Origin of the sequence: Cytobacillus sp. IB215665, from assembly GCF_033963835.1 — a bacterium.
Taxonomy (GTDB): domain Bacteria; phylum Bacillota; class Bacilli; order Bacillales; family SM2101; genus Nanhaiella.
In genome coordinates, this window is sequence record NZ_JAXBME010000001.1 from 1 (window position 1) to 18,622 (window position 18,622).

Sequence of the window (18,622 nt, forward strand, 5' to 3'; positions counted from 1 at the left end):
GCCGCCAGCGTTCGTCCTGAGCCAGGATCAAACTCTCCAATAAAGTTTGATTGCTCATTTGTTCAAAAAAAATTAACGTTGACGCTTTTGTTTTGTTTAGTTTTCAAAGAACTTTGTCCTTTTGAAGCGACTTTTATATAATATCATAGTTATCTATCATTCGTCAATTGTTTTTTTGTAAAAAAACACGACTACTTTTGACAACTTGTTGACCTTGAATAGTATAGCAGGGAAAGTGATTGAGCGCAAGGGAGTAAGTAATTTTCATAATAATAAAACTACTAAAACTTTCTTTTTATAAGGTCCTTGTCGTAAACCTTATTGTTATGTATACAAAATTACACAAACCAAAAGGGTTTATAGATGAAAAGATGCCTAGAAGCTATAGTGCATAAGTGTTTATTTCTCAATAATCAATGCAAAACAGCCTATTACTAAAATAGCAATTCCACAATGAAGTTAAGTTTAGTAATGTTGGCATGGAAACTAGTAACGTACTCGTTTTTTAGTACAAAGAAACAACCTCAATTCGAAAACAGTCATTTATCACAAAATTACTTCCTCAATATAGACGTCTCTATAATCTTTTAATTGAATGATTTCATTAGTTTTAAATAAATTGACCATAGGTCGAGTAGGGTTTTTTTCTTCAACAAAAACTATTTTTCCTGTATAGCCATTTGATAGCTTAACCTTTTGACCAATAGCATAATTCGTAACTATTTTTGTTAACGCATGTACAACATTCGTATCTAATTTACCAAAACTATCTTGAATAATTAAATCCATAACTACAAATGGAGATTGTTTCGCTTTATATTCACGTTCAGATGTCATCGCATGATATACATCTGCTACTGCAACTATTTTACTAAAAGGGTGTAGTATTCCTTTTAGAATTCCTATAGGGTAGCCTGTTCCATCATCTCTAATATGATGTTGAAGAACCGCTTCCTTAACACCTTTTTTTAGGACACCAATTTTTTCAACCATTTTATAGCTGTATTCAGGATGTTTGTTTACTTCTAATCTTTCTTCCTCAGTTAGAGAAGATTGTTTTCTTAATATTTTTGGATTAATCTTTGCCATACCACAGTCACATAAAAAGCCAGCTAATGCAATTTGTATCCAATCTCCTTGGCTATAATGTAGCTGTTTACCTAAAAAGCCAGCTAATAAACTAACAGTTACCCCATGATGATATAAATAATCCTCTTTCGTACTATGTTGATGTAGCCAAAAAATAGATGATGGATTTTCCAGAAACCTTTCTAGCAATGGTAGTAGGTGCTTTCTTATATCACCAATATCGACTGATGAACCTGCTTGCCAGCTAGTAAACATTTTTTTATAATATGCTACCACTTGTAAATAGTGATCAATAAAAGTTAGGGTTTTTCCTTCTTTTTCCTCTATCTTTTCCTCATTTGGCTTCGTAGGTTTAAATAATTCGCCATTTACTAGAAATGTGTCAACTTTCACACTTTCGACTAGAAAAATATGCAAAATATTTAACAAGTTCTCATTTAAAACCGTACCTTTTACCATAATCGGTCTATTTGAAATCGACTTGACATCATCAGAAAGAATACACCCTTCCTGTAATTGATCAATGGATACCTTCATGAATACCCCTCCTATCACTTTTTAATTTCATAACTATATAGAAAGGGTGACCGAAAATAGGCATCAGACTCTACGACTTCGATATCTTGTATAAACAATCGAGGTTAAAAACCTCTTTATACAGCATATAAAGCGTACGGTCAGACCTTTTCAGTCACCCTCTTTAATTATGGCTTTTATTATAAACTTTAAAACTTTTTACTAAGTTTGCTCAGCTAGATGAAGCATTAGAATTACCAATGTTAACAATAGGAAGAGCTATAACAATACAGTTTTGTACAGTTAATTGATTTTTTCATTTATAAAAACATCCTAAAGTGAACTTATTCCTCATTAGCATTTAATTCTTCATCTTCTCCATCATCTTCATCTTCAACTTCTTTTTGTACTTTAGCAACTGTTGCTACAAATTCATTTTCATCAGATTCATCAAGACGAATAAGTCTAACACCTTGAGTGTTTCTGCCCATCTGTGATATGTCACCCACATCCATGCGAATAAGTACTCCGCCAGCTGTAATAATCATAATATCCTCAGTGCCAGACACAGCTTTAACCGCTACAACAGTTCCATTTTTATCAGTAATATTACACGTTTTTAAACCTTTTCCCCCACGACTTTGACTGCGATATTCTATCGCTGGCGTTCGCTTACCATAACCTTTCTTTGTGACGATGAGAACATCTGAGTCATCTTCTAAAATGTCCATACCTACAACTTCATCATCATCTTCAATCGCAATCCCTTTAACACCAGTCGCAGTTCTTCCCATAGATCGTACATCTGTCTCAATAAAACGGATAAGGATACCATTTTTGGTGCCAATAATAATATTTTTCGTTCCATCTGTCAGCTTAACAGAAATTAGCTCATCATCTTCTTTTAAATTGAGTGCAATTAACCCATTATTACGGATATTTGAGAAAGATGACAAAGGTGAGCGTTTTGATATCCCTTGTTTCGTAGTAAAGAACAAGTACATATCATCTCCAAATTCAGTGACAGGAATAATAGCATTTATCTCCTCATCCTTATCAATCTCTAATAAGTTAATGATCGGAATCCCTTTTGCTGTTCTGCCTAGCTCAGGGATTTCATATCCCTTTTTACGATACACTTTTCCTTTGTTTGTAAAATATAGAATTGTATCATGTGTGGATGTAGTTAATAAATGCTCAACAAAGTCATCCTCATTTGTCCCCATTCCTTGGATACCACGACCTCCACGTTTTTGGCTACGATAAGTTGATGCTGGAAGGCGTTTAATATAGCCATTGTGTGTTAAGGTAATAACAATGTTTTCCTGGGGAATTAAATCTTCATCTTCTATCGAATCGAACCCACCAGTTGCAATTTCAGTACGTCGCTCATCATTAAATCTTTCTTTCACTTCTGCTAATTCTTCTCTAATAATTTGCAAGATTTTTTCTTCATTTGCCAAAATTTCTTTTAGTTCTGCAATTAATTGTAGAAGGTTTTGAAACTCCTCTTCAATTTTCTCACGCTCTAAGCCTGTCAATCTTTGCAAGCGCATATCTAATATAGCTTGTGCTTGCTTTTCAGATAACGAGAATTGATTCATTAACCCTTCCCGTGCAATTTCTGTTGTCTGTGAACTACGAATAAGCGCAATAACTTCATCTAAATGATCTAAAGCAATACGTAGTCCTTCTAAAATATGAGCGCGTGCTTCAGCCTTACGAAGCTCAAACTCTGTTCTTCTACGAATAACAACTTTTTGATGTTCCAGATAATGATATAAACACTGCTTTAAATTTAATACTTTAGGTTGTCCATCTACTAATGCCAACATATTAATACCAAAACTAGTTTGTAAAGCAGTTTGTTTATATAAGTTATTTAATAGCACATTTGCATTTGCATCTTTACGAACTTCGATGACTATTCTCATTCCATTACGATCTGACTCATCACGTAAATCTGTTATGCCATCTATTTTTTTGTCGCGTACAAGTTCTGCAATTTTTTCTATTAACTTTGCTTTATTCACTTGGTAAGGTAGTTCGTTAACGACAATAACTTCTTTTCCACCATTTTTTTCTTCAATGACAACTTTACCGCGAATTGTAATTGATCCACGACCTGTTTCATATGCTTTTCTAATACCACTCCGACCGAGAATGATTCCTCCCGTTGGAAAATCCGGGCCATGTATTATTTCCATTAACTCAGCAACGCTAATATCAGAATCCTTACTTAGCGCCAAGACGCCATCAATGACTTCTCCTAACTGATGTGGTGGTATGTTTGTAGCCATACCTACAGCTATACCTGCTGCTCCATTCACTAATAAGTTAGGAAAACGAGATGGTAGAACAATCGGTTCTTTTTCAGATCCATCATAGTTATCTTGGTAGTCTATCGTATCTTTATTAATATCACGAAGTAACTCCATTGATATTTTTGCCATTCGTGATTCTGTATAACGCATCGCTGCTGCTGCATCACCGTCAACAGAACCAAAATTCCCATGGCCATCAACGAGCATATAGCGATAGTTAAAATCCTGCGCCATACGAACCATTGTATCGTACACAGCTGAATCTCCATGAGGATGATATTTACCAATAACATCTCCAACGATACGTGCTGATTTTTTGTATGGCTTATCTGCAGTCATCCCTTGATCATTCATTGCATATAATATACGTCGATGAACTGGTTTTAGTCCGTCCCTAACATCAGGTAACGCCCTTGATACTATGACACTCATTGCATAATCCAAAAATGAGGAACGCATTTCCTGACTAATATTTACTTCTTTTATACGAGAGCTTTGATTTTCAGACATGTGAATTTACCTCCTACGAGGGTGGTTGCAATTTTATTATTTAATAATCATAACATACTTTTTTAGTAGCACATATAAATGTCATTACATTGCGCATACTAATAACTATTTTATCCAAATATACACACTCTATATAACTCAAATAATAATATCATCTAATATACTGAACTGCTATTAACATAATAAATGACACGATAACCATCATTAACACCCATAACCAAGCAGTTTCTAAATTACCTGAATCTATTGCAACATAAATAGCTGTCGATGTTGTTTGTGTTTTTCCAGGGATATTACCAGCAAACATGAGTGTTGCGCCAAATTCACCTAGAGCTCTAGCGAAGCTTAATACTGCACCAGATACGATAGATTTAAATGCAAGTGGAATGGAGACAAAAATAAATACTTTCCACTCATTTGCACCATCTATTCGGGCAGCTTCTTCAATACCAAAATCAATGGAAGAAAAGCCAGTCTTTACTGATTGATACATGAGCGGGAAAGAAACGACAACAGCTGCTATAACGGCTGCCCACCACGTAAAAATAATAGATTGATTAAAAATTGTTTCAATTCCTTTGCCAACCGGACTGTTTTTTCCAAATATTACAATGAGTAAAAAACCAACTACCGATGGTGGAAGAACGAGAGGAAGCATTAAGATTGTTTCAAAAATGACTTTCCCCTTAAAGTTTTTTTTCGACATCATACGTCCCATAATTAAGCCAATTATGAGAACAATTAAACCTGAGACACAAGCAATTTCAATTGATTTTTGTACTGGAGACCAAAACTCTACCGCCATGATTGACTCCTTATTCCAAAGGTTTAAATCCGAATTTTTCAAAAACAGTTAAAGCTTGTTCACTCTGTAAAAATTCAAAAAATTGTTCTACTTCATGAATATTTTTCGTATCTTTTATAATTCCTACTGGATAAATAATAGATGAATGATTTGATTTATGAGTAACATCTACGATTTCTATGTCGGAAGAAATTAATGCATCTGTTTTATACACCATTCCTGCATCAACATTACCTGTTTCCACATATGTTAATACTTGTCGAACATCCTTAGACAATATAAGCTTTTCTTCTACTTCTTCCCATAAATCCATATGTAGTAGTGCTTCCTTTGCATATTTCCCCGCTGGTACTGATTCAGGAATACCGATTGCAAGTTGAGAAATTTTAGGACTAGTAAGGTCTTCAAAATTACTAATGTTTGTTCCATGCTCTTTCGGTGCAATAAGGACAAGTTCATTTGTTAACAAATTTACTCCTTGTGCAATCATACCTTCATCAACTAAGTAATCGTACTTATCCTTGGCAGCAGAAAAATACATATCTACAGGAGCGCCTTGTGTAATTTGTTGCTGTAACGCTCCAGATGAGCCAAAATTATAAGCAATCTTAATATTTTTGTTCCCTTGTTCAAAGAGTGATTTTAATTCTGATAGAGCATTTCGAAGACTTGCAGCTGCGGAAATAGTTAGCTCAATTTCTCTTTGCTCAGTGCCTTTACTATCATTATTTGATTGACTAGGCGAACATCCGATAAGTACAACAAAAATGGCCATAATAAAAATCATTTTTTTTCTTAATATGAAAACCACCTCCTGATTTAACAGTAGAAACTATTAAAATGTGGTTTTTTTGACTCTATTCAAAAAAATTGTTGCTAAGCTTTTCTTTTAGACATAAGAACACCAATTTATAGTAACAGCGCTATTACAAAGCCTCGATATAACAAGACTAAATACGAATATATATAATTTTCTATAACATATCTATTATATAGATTTTTATGATTTAAAGCTACTTAATATAAGAGTATTTCACTAACCAATTCAATTTAAAACAATACATACTTAATTTCTAATATGATCAATTGCAGCACATACACCTATCTTATATTTGATTTTATTTTTAATAGGCTTTTGTCTAGAAGTTTGTCACTATTGTCACCAAATTAGCATAGTCAAAAGGGTATTAATACATTTGACATCGTTTTGCAGAAGAAAATATCCCATGAAGGTTAATTATTCGTATTTAGCTCATATTTCGAAAAACAATTCGTAAATGCGCATACGACCAACATAAAAAGGGTCCCGGAAAATCAATGCTCGTTAATTCCGAAACCCCGTTTTATATCCAGTTAAATAGCATAACTCATATTAAATATCTAAATTCTTAACGTATTGTGCATTCTCTTCAATAAAGTTGCGTCTTGGTTCTACTTTATCACCCATTAATATTTCAAATGTCTCATCAGCATCAATCGCATCTTGAAGATTGACCTGCAGTAACGTGCGTGTATTAGGATCCATAGTAGTTTCCCAAAGCTGTTCTGGGTTCATTTCACCTAAACCTTTATAACGTTGAATTCCTGGTTTGGAGTTTCCAGTTAATTCTTCTAATATTCCAGTTAATTGACGCTCATTATAAGCATACTCTACTCTCTTACCTTGACTAACTTTATAAAGAGGTGGTTGTGCAATATATACATAACCCGACTCAATAATTTGTCTCATATATCTATAAAAGAAAGTTAATAATAAAGTACGTATATGCGCTCCGTCTACATCAGCATCTGTCATAATGACAATTTTATGATAGCGAGCTTTTGAAATATCAAAGTCTTCCCCAATGCCAGTGCCTAATGCAGTAATAATTGTCCTTACTTCATTATTAGATAATATTTTATCTAATCTAGCTTTTTCTACATTTATAATTTTTCCACGTAATGGAAGGATAGCTTGGAAATGACGATCTCGACCTTGTTTTGCAGACCCTCCCGCTGAATCACCCTCAACTACGTATAATTCACTTATTGATGGATCTTTTGATGAGCAATCAGCAAGTTTTCCTGGCAAATTCGAAATTTCGAGTGCATTTTTTCTACGTGTTAATTCCCTCGCTTTTTTTGCTGCAAGTCTTGCTCTTGATGCAGTAACTCCTTTTTCTACTATCTTCTTTGCTACTATAGGATTTTCAAGGAGAAATTTTTCCAATTTATCAGAAAAAAGAGAGTCAGTTATTGTTCTCGCTTCACTATTCCCTAATTTTGTTTTCGTTTGTCCTTCAAATTGTGGGTCAGGATGTTTAATTGATACGATCGCAGTTAAACCTTCCCGAACATCATCACCGGTAAGATTTGAGTCATTCTCTTTAAATATATTATGCTTTCTAGCATAGTCATTAATGATTCTCGTTAACGCTGTTTTAAAACCTGATTCGTGAGTACCACCTTCGTGCGTGTTTATATTGTTGGCAAACGAGTATATATTACTCACATAACTGTCGTTATATTGCAAGGCAACTTCTACTGAAATTCCTTCTTTTTCTCCTTCTACAAAGATCGGTTCATCATGAATAACTTCTTTCGTTCTGTTTAAATGTTCAACATACGAAATGATTCCACCCTCATAGTAGTATTCATTACTTTTATCTCCGACTCTTTTATCCTCAATCGTAATCTTGATGCCACGATTTAAAAAGGCTAATTCACGAAGACGGTTTGCAAGAATATCATATTCATACTCTAACGTCTCAGTAAATATTTCACTATCAGGCTTAAAATGGGTGATCGTTCCAGTTATATCTGTCTCACCGATGACTTTTAAATCCGCACACGGAACGCCACGTTCATATTTTTGATAGTGAATTTCTCCATTCAGGTGAACAAATACTTCTAGGTGAGTAGAAAGTGCATTTACAACTGAGGCTCCAACACCGTGAAGTCCACCAGAGACTTTATAGCCTCCACCATCAAATTTTCCACCTGCATGAAGTACTGTCATAATAACCTCAACAGCTGGTCGTCCCATTTTCTCATGAATACCAACAGGAATTCCACGTCCATTATCCTTAACAGTAATACTATTATCCTTTTCAATAATTACGTTGATCTCATCACAAAATCCAGCCAATGCCTCATCTATACTATTATCGACAATTTCCCACACAAGATGATGCAGCCCTTTACCACTTGTGGAACCAATATACATTCCTGGGCGTTTTCTTACAGCCTCTAGTCCTTCTAGGACTTGTATTTGATTTTCATCATAAGATTGTTGATCTACTTCTTTTTGCTCCATTGTCACTTAAACCACCTGCACTTTCAGTGAACTCGTTCAAAAATGCTATTAATAAAATTACTATAGAGAACAATGATATCTGACAAATCCCACACTTTTAGTGTAAAGATAGTCTTTATTCCATATTTCACTCGCAGTAGCACGTATCCTGGAATTCACATCATAATTTGCTTATATTTAGAATAAAATTGAATCTAGCTCTGAACCCATTTGTGCTCTTTTCTTCAGCGTATTCGATGATAGAGGTGAAAAATAAACTTTATCAAGAGTCACTACGACTGATTTTGTTTCACCAGAGAGTTGAACAGTGTCACTCTTGTGTGCTTTTATAAACTCTACAATAATTGGAGAGGATGTGAGTAACTGCCGATCCAAAATAGCGATTATATCACTATTTCTAATAATCAAGTCTTCTCCTAAATGAATGAACATGACATCACCTCATGATAGTTTTGTCAGTTCTCCTGACACAACTTGGTAAGTAGAGGCTTCATCTAATGTACTATGATCAAGCCCATCTACACTTGTTGTCGTAACAAATGTTTGCACTTTTCCTTTTATTGTATTTAATAAGTGAGATTGTCTATAATCATCTAATTCTGATAAAACATCATCTAGCAATAGAATTGGATATTCTCCTGTCTCAGCATAAATCAATTCAATTTCTGCTAATTTCAGTGAGAGAGCTGTTGTTCTTTGTTGTCCTTGTGATCCAAATGTTTGAACATCTTTACCATTGACATAAAAAGTTAAATCATCACGATGCGGACCAGCAAGAGTCATCCCACGCTCAATTTCCTTCTCTTTTATTTTAACAAACTTTTCCGTTAATGATTTTACCATTTTTGACAAACTAACATCTTCTGATACATCAACTGAAGGCTTATAATCAATTTGTAAACTTTCTAATCCTCGGCTAATACCTCTGTGAATTGGTTCAGCCCACTTCTGTAACAGCTCTAAAAATTCATATCTTTTTATTAAAATTTTAGCTGCAGCCTCAACAAGTTGCTCCGTCAAAACGTCTAGCATCGGATCGCTTTTCGACCTGTTAATTTGTAGCTTCTTTAAGTAATGATTTCTCTGTTGTAAAATCTTTTGATACTGATTTAAATCATGCAAATATAAAGGTGAGACTTGACCGATCTCCATATTAATAAATCTCCGCCTCACTTGCGGGCTACCTTTTACTAAATGTAAATCTTCAGGGGCAAACATGACAATGTTCATATTGCCGACATATTGACTTAATTTTTGTTGTTCAATATGGTTATATTTCGCTTTCTTGCCTTTTTTCGATATAACTAACTGCAAAGGAAGGATACCATTATTTTTGTGAATCCTTCCTTCTATTTTAGCATATTCTTCATCCCATCTTATAAGATCCTTGTCATTAGACGTTCGATGTGATTTGACCATCGCCAAGACAAAAATAGCTTCCATAACGTTTGTTTTTCCTTGAGCATTTTCACCTAGTATTACGTTAACTTTGTTTTCAAATGTTACTTGCACACTCTTATAATTCCGATAATTTTTCAGTGCTAGTTCTTCAATATACAAGTCGGCCACCAACTATACTTTCACAATAAAAGTTCCGAATCCAGGAATAACTACTTCATCATCTTGTTTAAGTTTTCGTCCTCTACGGTTTTCAGCTTGTCCATTTACAAATACTTCATGTTCACTTAAGAACCACTTTGCCATCCCACCTGTTTGAATTACATCTGCTAATTTTAAAAACTGACCTAATGTAATAATATCAGTTGAGATAGTGATCATTTTTGTCATATTATGATCGCTCTCTTTCATGTAATTTTATGCTAGTTTATATTGTAAACATATTATGTTACTTTCAAAAATTACTTATCACTTCATTGTACTAAAAAAAATGAGGATAGAAAAGAAAGCTACTAGTTTTTTCTCATACTAGCAGCTTTCTTTTTTGCAAGGCTCTTGTCGTAAACTTTGTTGCTATTGGGACTAATTTAGGACAGCAACAAATCATTATATGCAATTAATTAAATTATAAATGAGAAAAGATGCTATGAACGCTTGATTTATACATATTCATTTCTTATTACGGAAAGTAACAATCAATGACAAACTAGCCGTTTGCAAAGATAAAAAAAGATATATTTATCAGAGCTATATTCAGTTTGAGGATGTGCATGTCTATTTCTGAACTAATCTTCAACTAGTGATCATACCCCATTCAATTCAAGGTTATATTAGTTTCAAATTGTTGTTTCTGACATGTTTGTACATGAATTAATATGTGCGAACAGGTAAAATCAACTGTAGCATTGAATCGTCGTGAAGAGGACGAATGACAAATGGTCTCATGGCTCCAGTAAAATTAATATTAATATCTGTCTCTCCCAAAACTTTTAATGCATCCAGCATGTATTTTGAACTAAAGGAAATTTTTAAATCTTCACCGCTAATAGATTGACTTTGAACTTCCTCAATAACTTTACCAATTTCCGGTGAATTCGAAGAGATTTCAATAACGCCACCCTCTAAGATGGTTAATTTTACAACATTATTTCTATCCTCTCTTGCAAGTAAAGAAGCTCTATCAATGGCTTGTAAAAACTCTTTAGCAGACACTTTCATTTCAGTATTACTTTCCTCAGGAATTAAACGTGATGTATCTGGATAACTACCTTCAAGCAAGCGTGAGAAAAATAATATGTGTTTTGTTTTAAACAGCACTTGGTTTTCTGTAATTACGATATCAACTAAATCATTTGAATCATCTAATATTTTATTTAATTCATTCAAACTTTTTCCTGGAATAACAATATTATACGATACATCTGTCGTATTCAAATCAATTCTCGCTTTGCGTAAAGCAAGTCGATGACTATCTGTTGCAATACAGGTCAATTCGTTATTTTCTATTTTCAAGTTTACACCTGTCAATAAAGGTCGTGTTTCTGACGTGGACACGGCAAAAACTGTATGTCTAATTAATTGTTTTACTAAATCAGACGGAACTTGAAAAGCATCATTTTCTTCAATTTGTGGTAATAATGGATATTCTTCTGCATCTAAGCCGTTTAAATTAAATTCTGCTTTTCCAGATCTAATAATAGTCAAAAAGTGGTTTTGTACATCAATTTCTACACTTTCTTTAGGAAGCTTTTTAACAATTTCACTAAATACACGAGCTTGTAAAACAACACTTCCGCTTTTGACCAGTTCAACAACTTCTAAATCTTCGTGTTCAAGCGGAATAAATGATTCAATAGAAATATCAGAATCACTTCCTGTTAATGTAACTCCATTTTCATTTGCCACTATTTTAATACCCGTTAATATTGGAATTGTTGTTCTAGAAGAAACGGCTTTCATTACATCTTGTACACTGCGTAATAAATAGTCTCGTTGAATTATAAATTTCATTATAAAGTCCTCCTTTAGTCATAAACTAGTTAACAATTGAATATATATATAATCTTTTAAAAAAATAGTAGAAGTAATAGTAGGGGCTGTGGAATTGTGGATAACTAATTATAGCAAAGGAAACACAGTCTATCCACATGTGGATAGACTGTGTGTAATATGTGTTAAGTTATTCACAGTATTAAGAATAAGTATAAACCTACTATGCTTTTAAGTGAGAGTTAATATCATTCAATTGTTTTTGTAATTGTGAATCGGTTTGAATTAATTTAGAAATTTTTTCATGTGCATGAATAACAGTGGTGTGATCTCTTCCCCCGAATTCTTCGCCGATCTTTGGTAGTGAGAAGTCGGTTAATTCTCGTGATAAATACATAGCAATCTGTCTAGGAAAAGCGACTGATTTTGTGCGTTTTTTAGCCTTAAAGTCTTCAAGTTTCACATTATAATGCTGACCAACAGTTTTTTGGATTTCATGTATTGTTATTACTTTCGGTTTAGCACTAGGAATAATATTCTTCAAAGCTTCAGCAGCTAAATCTGCGTTAATATCTTTATTAATAAGTGACGAATAAGCTACAACACGTATAAGTGCACCTTCAAGCTCACGTATATTTGAATCGATTTGATTTGCGATATATAACATAGCTTCATTAGGAATATCTAGTCCTTCAGCCTTTGCTTTTTTACGCAATATTGCTATTCTTGTTTCCAAATCAGGAGGTGTAATATCTGTAATTAATCCCCATTCAAATCTAGATCTTAAGCGATCCTCTAGCGTCGGTATTTCTTTTGGAGGACGGTCACTTGAGATAACAATTTGTTTACTTTCTTCATGCAAAGTATTAAAAGTATGAAAAAATTCTTCTTGAGTTTGTTCTTTTCCAGCTAGAAATTGAATATCATCTATAAGTAAAACATCAACATTACGATATCTATTTCGAAAATCAACTGCTTTATTATCCCTAATCGAATTAATAAATTCGTTTGTAAACTTCTCGGAAGACAAATAGACTACTTTAGCTGAAGGATTATGCTCGATTACATAATGGCCAATAGCATGCATCAAATGAGTTTTACCTAATCCTACTCCACCATATATAAAAAGTGGATTATAGGCTTTCGCTGGCGCCTCTGCTACAGCTAATGAAGCTGCGTGAGCAAATCGGTTGCCAGAACCAATGACAAAGGTATCAAATGTATATTTTGGATTTAACATATTTTGCAGTAGTTCAGGGTGATTATTATCCTGTTTTTTCACTTTTTTCGCAGGTATATTTGTCTCAAGGTCTTCATCTTGCTGATTTTGAGGAATAATAAATTTAATCGTTAATTGTTCACCGGTTATATCGTAAATTGTTTCTGCAATTAATACAGAATATCTAGACTCGAGCCAATCTCTTGCAAATTCATTTGGAGCCGTAATGGTTAACGTATCATTTTTTAATGAATATGCTTTTGTCGCTTTTAGCCACGTTTCAAAGCTAGGTTTACTTAATTTTTTCTCAATTTCACTGAGAGCTTTATCCCATAAATCTGAAATATTTTCCAACACATGCCCTCCCTTACATTAGATTGCATTCACATAATTAGTATTACTGAATAAATATACACGCAGAAATTGTGTGGAGAACAGTTTATAATGATGAAAAGTAGTTTATCGACAAATCCCCATGCTTGTGGACAAGTATTTAAACAACCTTTAATAAAATATCCACACGTTATCCACATTTTGTGGATAACGCAATTATAAAATAAATTATTCACAGATAGAAAACACAAATATGATAACAAAAAAATATAATAGTTGCAATGCTTTTTAGTAGCTTATCCACAACTTTAACAGGTTGTTTAAAAAAAATGTCCACAAAAGGAGATATTGGGTAAATGCTGTCGATAACTGTAGAAGAACAAAAATAAATGGGAAAAAGTTGTCCACAGGGATGTATTACAACTTTATTAATGTGAGAAAGTATGTCAATTCTAAAAAAATATAGAAGTTTAAATGATAGGTTGACATTTATTATGTTTCTTTTCTATAATTAGTAAGACTGTCTTTAACAGCTATTCCTCAGGGAGGTGTCATATAATGAAAAGAACTTATCAACCAAATAATCGTAAGCGGAGCAAAGTACATGGATTCCGTAGTCGAATGAGCTCGAAAAACGGACGTAAGGTTTTAGCTCGTCGTCGTCGTAGAGGAAGAAAAGTATTATCAGCTTAGGCCACTGAAACGTCAGTGGTCTTTTTTCAATTAGATAAGAAAGTATATACATTATGTTGGAGTGCTATTCATGCTTGAGCATTAACTATATTTAGCCCCAAAATCTATCAGCTTGACGCCAAGCTGTCGCGTAAAGCGGCCAACTAAAGCTATTCATAAAACTATCTAGCTTTAGTGTTGTTGGAAGGATGATAGATATCGTAGGCTTTTCTTAATTTTGCGCATTGTAATGTTAAACCCTATGAATTACAGGGGGATAAAAATGAAGAAAAAGTATCGAATAAAAAAAAATGATGAATTTCAAAAAGTTTTCAAACAAGGAAAATCCTTTGCTAACCGTCAATTTGTAATTTATGTACTTGAAAAACCAGAGCAAGATTTTTTCCGAATTGGCTTGTCTGTAAGTAAAAAGATTGGAAATGCTGTTACTAGAAATAGAATAAAGCGATTGATTCGACAAGTGTTTACCGATTCGAAAGATGTTCTAAAAGCTGAAATGGATTACGTTATAATTGCTAGAAAACCAGCTGCTGAAATGGATTATGCGGAAATAAAAAGTAGTCTTAACCATGTATGTAAAAGAGCAAAAATATTAAAGAGTGGAAAATAAGCAAGGGAATTTTTGTTTAAAAAATGTTACAATACTTAGTGGTCATAAATCTAAACTTTTATCAGATAAAAGATCAAATTGAATAATATTTGAGGAGGAAATTTGATTGAAAAGGCGAATTCTTCTAGTAATTGGTCTTATTGGTTTAGTTGCTATCATATCAGGTTGTACTGAGGTAAACCAGCCAATTACGAAAGAAAGTACCGGATTTTGGAATGAATATATCGTTTATCCACTATCATGGTTAATAACATCTGTAGCAGAAATAATGAATAATAATTATGGATTATCGATTATTATCGTAACACTTTTGATTCGTTTAGTAATTTTACCGTTAATGATTAAGCAAACAAAAAGCTCGAAAGCTATGCAAGCATTACAGCCAGAAATGCAAAAGCTTCGTGAAAAATATAGCTCTAAGGATCAAAAAACTCAACAACAACTTCAGCAAGAAACGATGCAGCTATTCCAAAAACATGGTGTAAACCCATTAGCGGGATGTTTCCCATTAATAATACAAATGCCTATCTTAATTGGTTTTTACCATGCAATCATGAGAACTGTAGAAATTAAACAGCATGAATTTTTATGGTTTAACCTTGGTGAAGCAGATCCATTCTATTTATTACCACTTATAGCTGGGGTAACAACTTTTATTCAACAAAAAATGATGATGGCAGGCACTCAAAATCAAAATCCACAAATGGCAATGATGCTATGGATTATGCCGATTATGATCATTATTTTTGCACTAAACTTTCCAGCAGCATTATCTTTATATTGGGTAGTTGGGAACCTATTTATGATTGTACAAACATATTTTATTAAAGGACCAGAAATAAAAACATCTGAAATTGCGGGAGGAGCGAAAAAGAAAAAGTGAAACAAATAACTGCTACAGGCCAATCAGTCGATGAAGCAGTACAATCAGCTCTAGAACAGTTAAAAACAACAAAAGACCGCACTGAAATAAATATCATCGATGAAGGCAAAAAAGGACTATTTGGTATTTTTGGCACTAAGCCAGCAGTTGTAAAAGTTACCAAATTACATGATCCGGTCGAAGAAGCTCAGCAATTCCTTCAACAAGTTACAGAAAATATGGGTGTTCGCGTCAAAATTGAAGTTAAACAAGAAGGGAAATATGTTAACTTCCAATTGTCAGGTGAAAAAATAGCAATCTTAATTGGAAAAAGAGGACAAACTCTTAATTCTCTTCAATATTTAACACAATTAGTTGCAAATCGATATGCAGATCATTATTTGAACATTGTTGTTGATGCCGAAAATTATCGAGAACGTAGGAAAGAAACGTTGTATCAGTTAGCTCAACGTTTAGCAGAAAAATCACTTCGAACTGGGAAGGATATATCACTTGAATCAATGCCATCATATGAACGTAAAGTTATTCATACTGCATTGGCAACTAATGATAAAGTTAAAACATATTCTTCAGGTTCTGATCCTCATCGTCATATAGTAATTAGTCCAATAAAATAAGTACATTGGTGGCTCATAGGAGACCTAAGCAATAATACATTATTGTTTATAGACTACACGGTAGTTAATTTACAATAAATGGTAATTAATTGCTTGATGTCTTCAAAATTGAGTCGCTTTTTTTATTTTACAAACCTTACTAATTATTCCTCTCTGTGCATTCATCGCTATTGTAAGGATCTTTTCCATTAGTAGTAGTTATATACTACTGAACTTTATGGTTTTTCTCTATTTTAATATAATGGCAATTGTGCTGTTCTAAATTACAAAGGCTCTTCTTGTAAACATTGTTGCTATTGTTATCAAATTAGTACTATAAAAAGTGGTTTTATAATGTTATTCATTGTTGTCCAGGCGTTCTTTCTTAATGCGAAAAACAACAATTAATGCGAAAACAGCCATTACTAAAGAAACAACAATGTCAAACAAATATTCATAAAAGTAACTTGAAGTCATTTTGTAAAATGAATGACTAAAGTCTTTATTCACATGTGGATAACTGATAATCATCTAGGTTTGTTAAAATGGGTTATTCAATGTGGATATTAGGGAAATGATAATACAAATATCTTTTTAGATAATTGAAGATATGGTATTCTTAAAATTTAGGGAAACGTTTTTAAATATATTTATTGTCATATTAATTAGGCTCTTTTCGTAAACTTTGTTGCAAAAATGACTAAATTACATCAGAAAACGAGGTTTTATGTGATTGTTGCTGTTTTAAAAAAAGTTTTTTCGTAAACTGTATTGCTATTATCACCAAATTAAATGGTGACGAAACGTTTGTATTCGTTTTTTACAGAAAAAGATGTCACGAACTTTAGTTTTTTTTCTCGTGGTTATAACTTAATTAGAAAAGCAACAACCATTGCGAAAATAGCTTAATAATAAATAATGCTTGTTATTTTATGTTAAGAGAGCGGTGAATAAAAGAATGGACTTTGATACAATTACGGCAATCTCTACTCCGATGGGAGAGGGAGCAATTGCGATTGTGAGGCTTAGCGGTGCTGAAGCGCTAAGTATTGCAGATTCCATTTTCAAAGGACCTTCAGATAAAAAATTGATAGAGGTTCCTTCTCATACAATTCATTACGGTCATATCGTAGATCCGATAAATAATGAAACGATTGATGAAGTAATGGTTTCAGTAATGAAAGGGCCAAAAACATTTACTCGTGAAGATGTAGTAGAAATAAATTGCCACGGTGGTTTAGTTTCTGTCAATAGCGTATTACAGACAGTAATAAAAGGTGGAGCTCGCTTAGCTGAACCGGGAGAATTTACGAAACGTGCATTTTTGAATGGGAGACTAGATCTATCACAAGCTGAAGCAGTTATTGATTTAATACGTGCCAAAACAGATCGTGCTATGAATGTTGCTTTACACCAAATGGAGGGGCGCTTATCAAAGCTAATTAATCGACTCAGACAAGATATTCTGGAAACCTTGGCACATGTAGAAGTGAATATTGATTATCCTGAATATGATGATGTTGAAGAAATGACTCATCAGTTATTATTGCCAAAGGCGAGTAATGTACAGCATGAGCTTCATAAGCTAATCCAAACATCTCAACAAGGAAAAATTTTAAGAGAAGGCTTATCTACTGTAATTATAGGGAGACCGAATGTAGGAAAATCCTCCTTATTAAATAGTTTGGTTCATGAGAATAAAGCAATTGTTACAGATATACCTGGAACAACCCGTGATGTAATTGAGGAATACGTCAATGTAAGAGGAGTGCCTCTGAGGTTAGTTGATACTGCAGGAATTCGTGAAACTGAAGATATCGTCGAAAGAATGGGTGTAGAACGTTCACGAGAAAAATTAAAGGAAGCTGATCTTATCTTATTAGTTTTAAACTCAAATGATGAGCTTAGCGTTGATGATGAACAGTTATTTCATGCCGTAGAGGGTATGGATGTAATTGTCATTATTAATAAGACAGATTTACCCCAAACAATAAATATGACTCAAGTAAAAGAATTAGCAAATAATTATCCTATCGTATCTACCTCATTATTACAAGAGGAAGGGATTGAGCAGCTAGAAGAAGCAATTTCTTCATTATTCTTTGAGGGAGGCATAGAGTCAAAAGATATGACTTACGTATCTAACAGTCGTCATATATCGCTACTAACACAAGCTAAAGTTGCTATTGATGATGCGGTGAATAGTATTAATAGTGGAGTACCGATTGATATTGTTCAAATAGATTTGACAAGAGCTTGGGAACTTTTAGGTGAAATTATCGGTGAAGCAGTGCATGAAAGTCTCATCGATCAGTTATTCTCGCAATTTTGTCTTGGGAAGTAATCGAGACGGAAACAACAA

15 protein-coding genes are annotated in these 18,622 nt (G+C 33.5%); 5 read left to right on the top strand and 10 right to left on the bottom strand.

The features are described 5' to 3' along the window. Nucleotides 1-546 precede the first annotated feature (546 nt). From SLH52_RS00005 to dnaA, 10 genes are all read right to left on the bottom strand, one after another. Complete coding sequence (locus SLH52_RS00005) at nucleotides 547-1,626, bottom strand: HD-GYP domain-containing protein (RefSeq protein WP_320207269.1); 1,080 nt, start codon at nucleotides 1,624-1,626, stop codon at nucleotides 547-549. 323 nt (nucleotides 1,627-1,949) lie between these two features. Beyond that, nucleotides 1,950-4,439: a DNA gyrase subunit A gene (gene gyrA / locus SLH52_RS00010; RefSeq protein WP_320207270.1), complete on the bottom strand. Its 2,490-nt coding sequence runs from the start codon at nucleotides 4,437-4,439 to the stop codon at nucleotides 1,950-1,952. Nucleotides 4,440-4,590: 151 nt separating this feature from the next. Then, nucleotides 4,591-5,244 carry a molybdate ABC transporter permease subunit gene (modB, locus tag SLH52_RS00015; protein WP_320207271.1) on the bottom strand — a complete coding sequence of 218 codons (654 nt, stop codon included), beginning with the start codon at nucleotides 5,242-5,244 and terminating at the stop codon, nucleotides 4,591-4,593. Between the two features lie 10 nt (nucleotides 5,245-5,254). After that, the gene (gene modA, locus SLH52_RS00020; RefSeq protein ID WP_320207272.1) at nucleotides 5,255-6,019 is read right to left on the bottom strand and encodes a molybdate ABC transporter substrate-binding protein; all 765 of its coding nucleotides are present in this window, start codon (nucleotides 6,017-6,019) and stop codon (nucleotides 5,255-5,257) included. 597 nt (nucleotides 6,020-6,616) lie between these two features. After that, on the bottom strand, nucleotides 6,617-8,539 hold the full coding sequence (gene gyrB, locus SLH52_RS00025; RefSeq protein ID WP_320207273.1) for a DNA topoisomerase (ATP-hydrolyzing) subunit B: 1,923 nt from the start codon (nucleotides 8,537-8,539) through the stop codon (nucleotides 6,617-6,619). A 177-nt stretch (nucleotides 8,540-8,716) separates the two neighbouring features. After that, nucleotides 8,717-8,971 (bottom strand): extracellular matrix regulator RemB, encoded by a 255-nt coding sequence (remB, locus tag SLH52_RS00030; RefSeq protein ID WP_320207274.1) that lies wholly within the window; start codon nucleotides 8,969-8,971, stop codon nucleotides 8,717-8,719. A 9-nt stretch (nucleotides 8,972-8,980) separates the two neighbouring features. Next, nucleotides 8,981-10,099 (bottom strand): DNA replication/repair protein RecF, encoded by a 1,119-nt coding sequence (recF, locus tag SLH52_RS00035; RefSeq protein ID WP_320207275.1) that lies wholly within the window; start codon nucleotides 10,097-10,099, stop codon nucleotides 8,981-8,983. Nucleotides 10,100-10,111: 12 nt separating this feature from the next. Beyond that, entirely contained in the window at nucleotides 10,112-10,327 is a 216-nt protein-coding gene (gene yaaA / locus SLH52_RS00040; protein ID WP_214482794.1) for a S4 domain-containing protein YaaA, read from the bottom strand. A 480-nt stretch (nucleotides 10,328-10,807) separates the two neighbouring features. Continuing rightward, nucleotides 10,808-11,947, bottom strand: coding sequence for a DNA polymerase III subunit beta (gene dnaN, locus SLH52_RS00045; RefSeq protein WP_320207276.1), 1,140 nt, complete (start codon nucleotides 11,945-11,947; stop codon nucleotides 10,808-10,810). A gap of 202 nt (nucleotides 11,948-12,149) precedes the next feature. Next, on the bottom strand, nucleotides 12,150-13,499 hold the full coding sequence (dnaA, locus tag SLH52_RS00050) for a chromosomal replication initiator protein DnaA (RefSeq protein ID WP_320207277.1): 1,350 nt from the start codon (nucleotides 13,497-13,499) through the stop codon (nucleotides 12,150-12,152). A gap of 537 nt (nucleotides 13,500-14,036) precedes the next feature. Here dnaA and rpmH point away from each other — a divergent pair. The 5 genes from rpmH (at nucleotide 14,037) to mnmE (ending at nucleotide 18,604) form a co-directional block, all read left to right on the top strand. Continuing rightward, the gene (rpmH, locus tag SLH52_RS00055) at nucleotides 14,037-14,171 is read left to right on the top strand and encodes a 50S ribosomal protein L34 (protein ID WP_214482797.1); all 135 of its coding nucleotides are present in this window, start codon (nucleotides 14,037-14,039) and stop codon (nucleotides 14,169-14,171) included. A 262-nt stretch (nucleotides 14,172-14,433) separates the two neighbouring features. Further along, entirely contained in the window at nucleotides 14,434-14,781 is a 348-nt protein-coding gene (gene rnpA, locus SLH52_RS00060) for a ribonuclease P protein component (RefSeq protein ID WP_320207278.1), read from the top strand. 106 nt (nucleotides 14,782-14,887) lie between these two features. Next, a complete protein-coding gene (gene spoIIIJ, locus SLH52_RS00065; protein ID WP_320207279.1) occupies nucleotides 14,888-15,664 on the top strand; it encodes a YidC family membrane integrase SpoIIIJ in 777 nt (258 codons plus the stop codon). Beyond that, nucleotides 15,661-16,281 (top strand): RNA-binding cell elongation regulator Jag/EloR, encoded by a 621-nt coding sequence (gene jag / locus SLH52_RS00070; RefSeq protein ID WP_320207280.1) that lies wholly within the window; start codon nucleotides 15,661-15,663, stop codon nucleotides 16,279-16,281. The genes spoIIIJ and jag overlap by 4 nt, the downstream gene beginning before the upstream one ends. 937 nt (nucleotides 16,282-17,218) lie before the next feature. Then, nucleotides 17,219-18,604: a tRNA uridine-5-carboxymethylaminomethyl(34) synthesis GTPase MnmE gene (gene mnmE, locus SLH52_RS00075; protein ID WP_320207281.1), complete on the top strand. Its 1,386-nt coding sequence runs from the start codon at nucleotides 17,219-17,221 to the stop codon at nucleotides 18,602-18,604. Nucleotides 18,605-18,622 lie beyond the last annotated feature (18 nt).

Bases quoted from the DNA above. Each gene is read 5' to 3' on its own strand.
- SLH52_RS00005 (WP_320207269.1), bottom strand. From the start codon at position 1,626: ATGAAGGTATCCATTGATCAATTACAGGAAGGGTGTATTCTTTCTGAT.
- rnpA (WP_320207278.1), top strand. From the start codon at position 14,434: ATGAAGAAAAAGTATCGAATAAAAAAAAATGATGAATTTCAAAAAGTT.
- remB (WP_320207274.1), bottom strand. From the start codon at position 8,971: ATGTTCATTCATTTAGGAGAAGACTTGATTATTAGAAATAGTGATATA.
- gyrA (WP_320207270.1), bottom strand. From the start codon at position 4,439: ATGTCTGAAAATCAAAGCTCTCGTATAAAAGAAGTAAATATTAGTCAG.
- modA (WP_320207272.1), bottom strand. From the start codon at position 6,019: ATGGCCATTTTTGTTGTACTTATCGGATGTTCGCCTAGTCAATCAAAT.
- gyrB (WP_320207273.1), bottom strand. From the start codon at position 8,539: ATGGAGCAAAAAGAAGTAGATCAACAATCTTATGATGAAAATCAAATA.
- modB (WP_320207271.1), bottom strand. From the start codon at position 5,244: ATGGCGGTAGAGTTTTGGTCTCCAGTACAAAAATCAATTGAAATTGCT.
- mnmE (WP_320207281.1), top strand. From the start codon at position 17,219: ATGGACTTTGATACAATTACGGCAATCTCTACTCCGATGGGAGAGGGA.
- yaaA (WP_214482794.1), bottom strand. From the start codon at position 10,327: ATGACAAAAATGATCACTATCTCAACTGATATTATTACATTAGGTCAG.
- dnaN (WP_320207276.1), bottom strand. From the start codon at position 11,947: ATGAAATTTATAATTCAACGAGACTATTTATTACGCAGTGTACAAGAT.
- rpmH (WP_214482797.1), top strand. From the start codon at position 14,037: ATGAAAAGAACTTATCAACCAAATAATCGTAAGCGGAGCAAAGTACAT.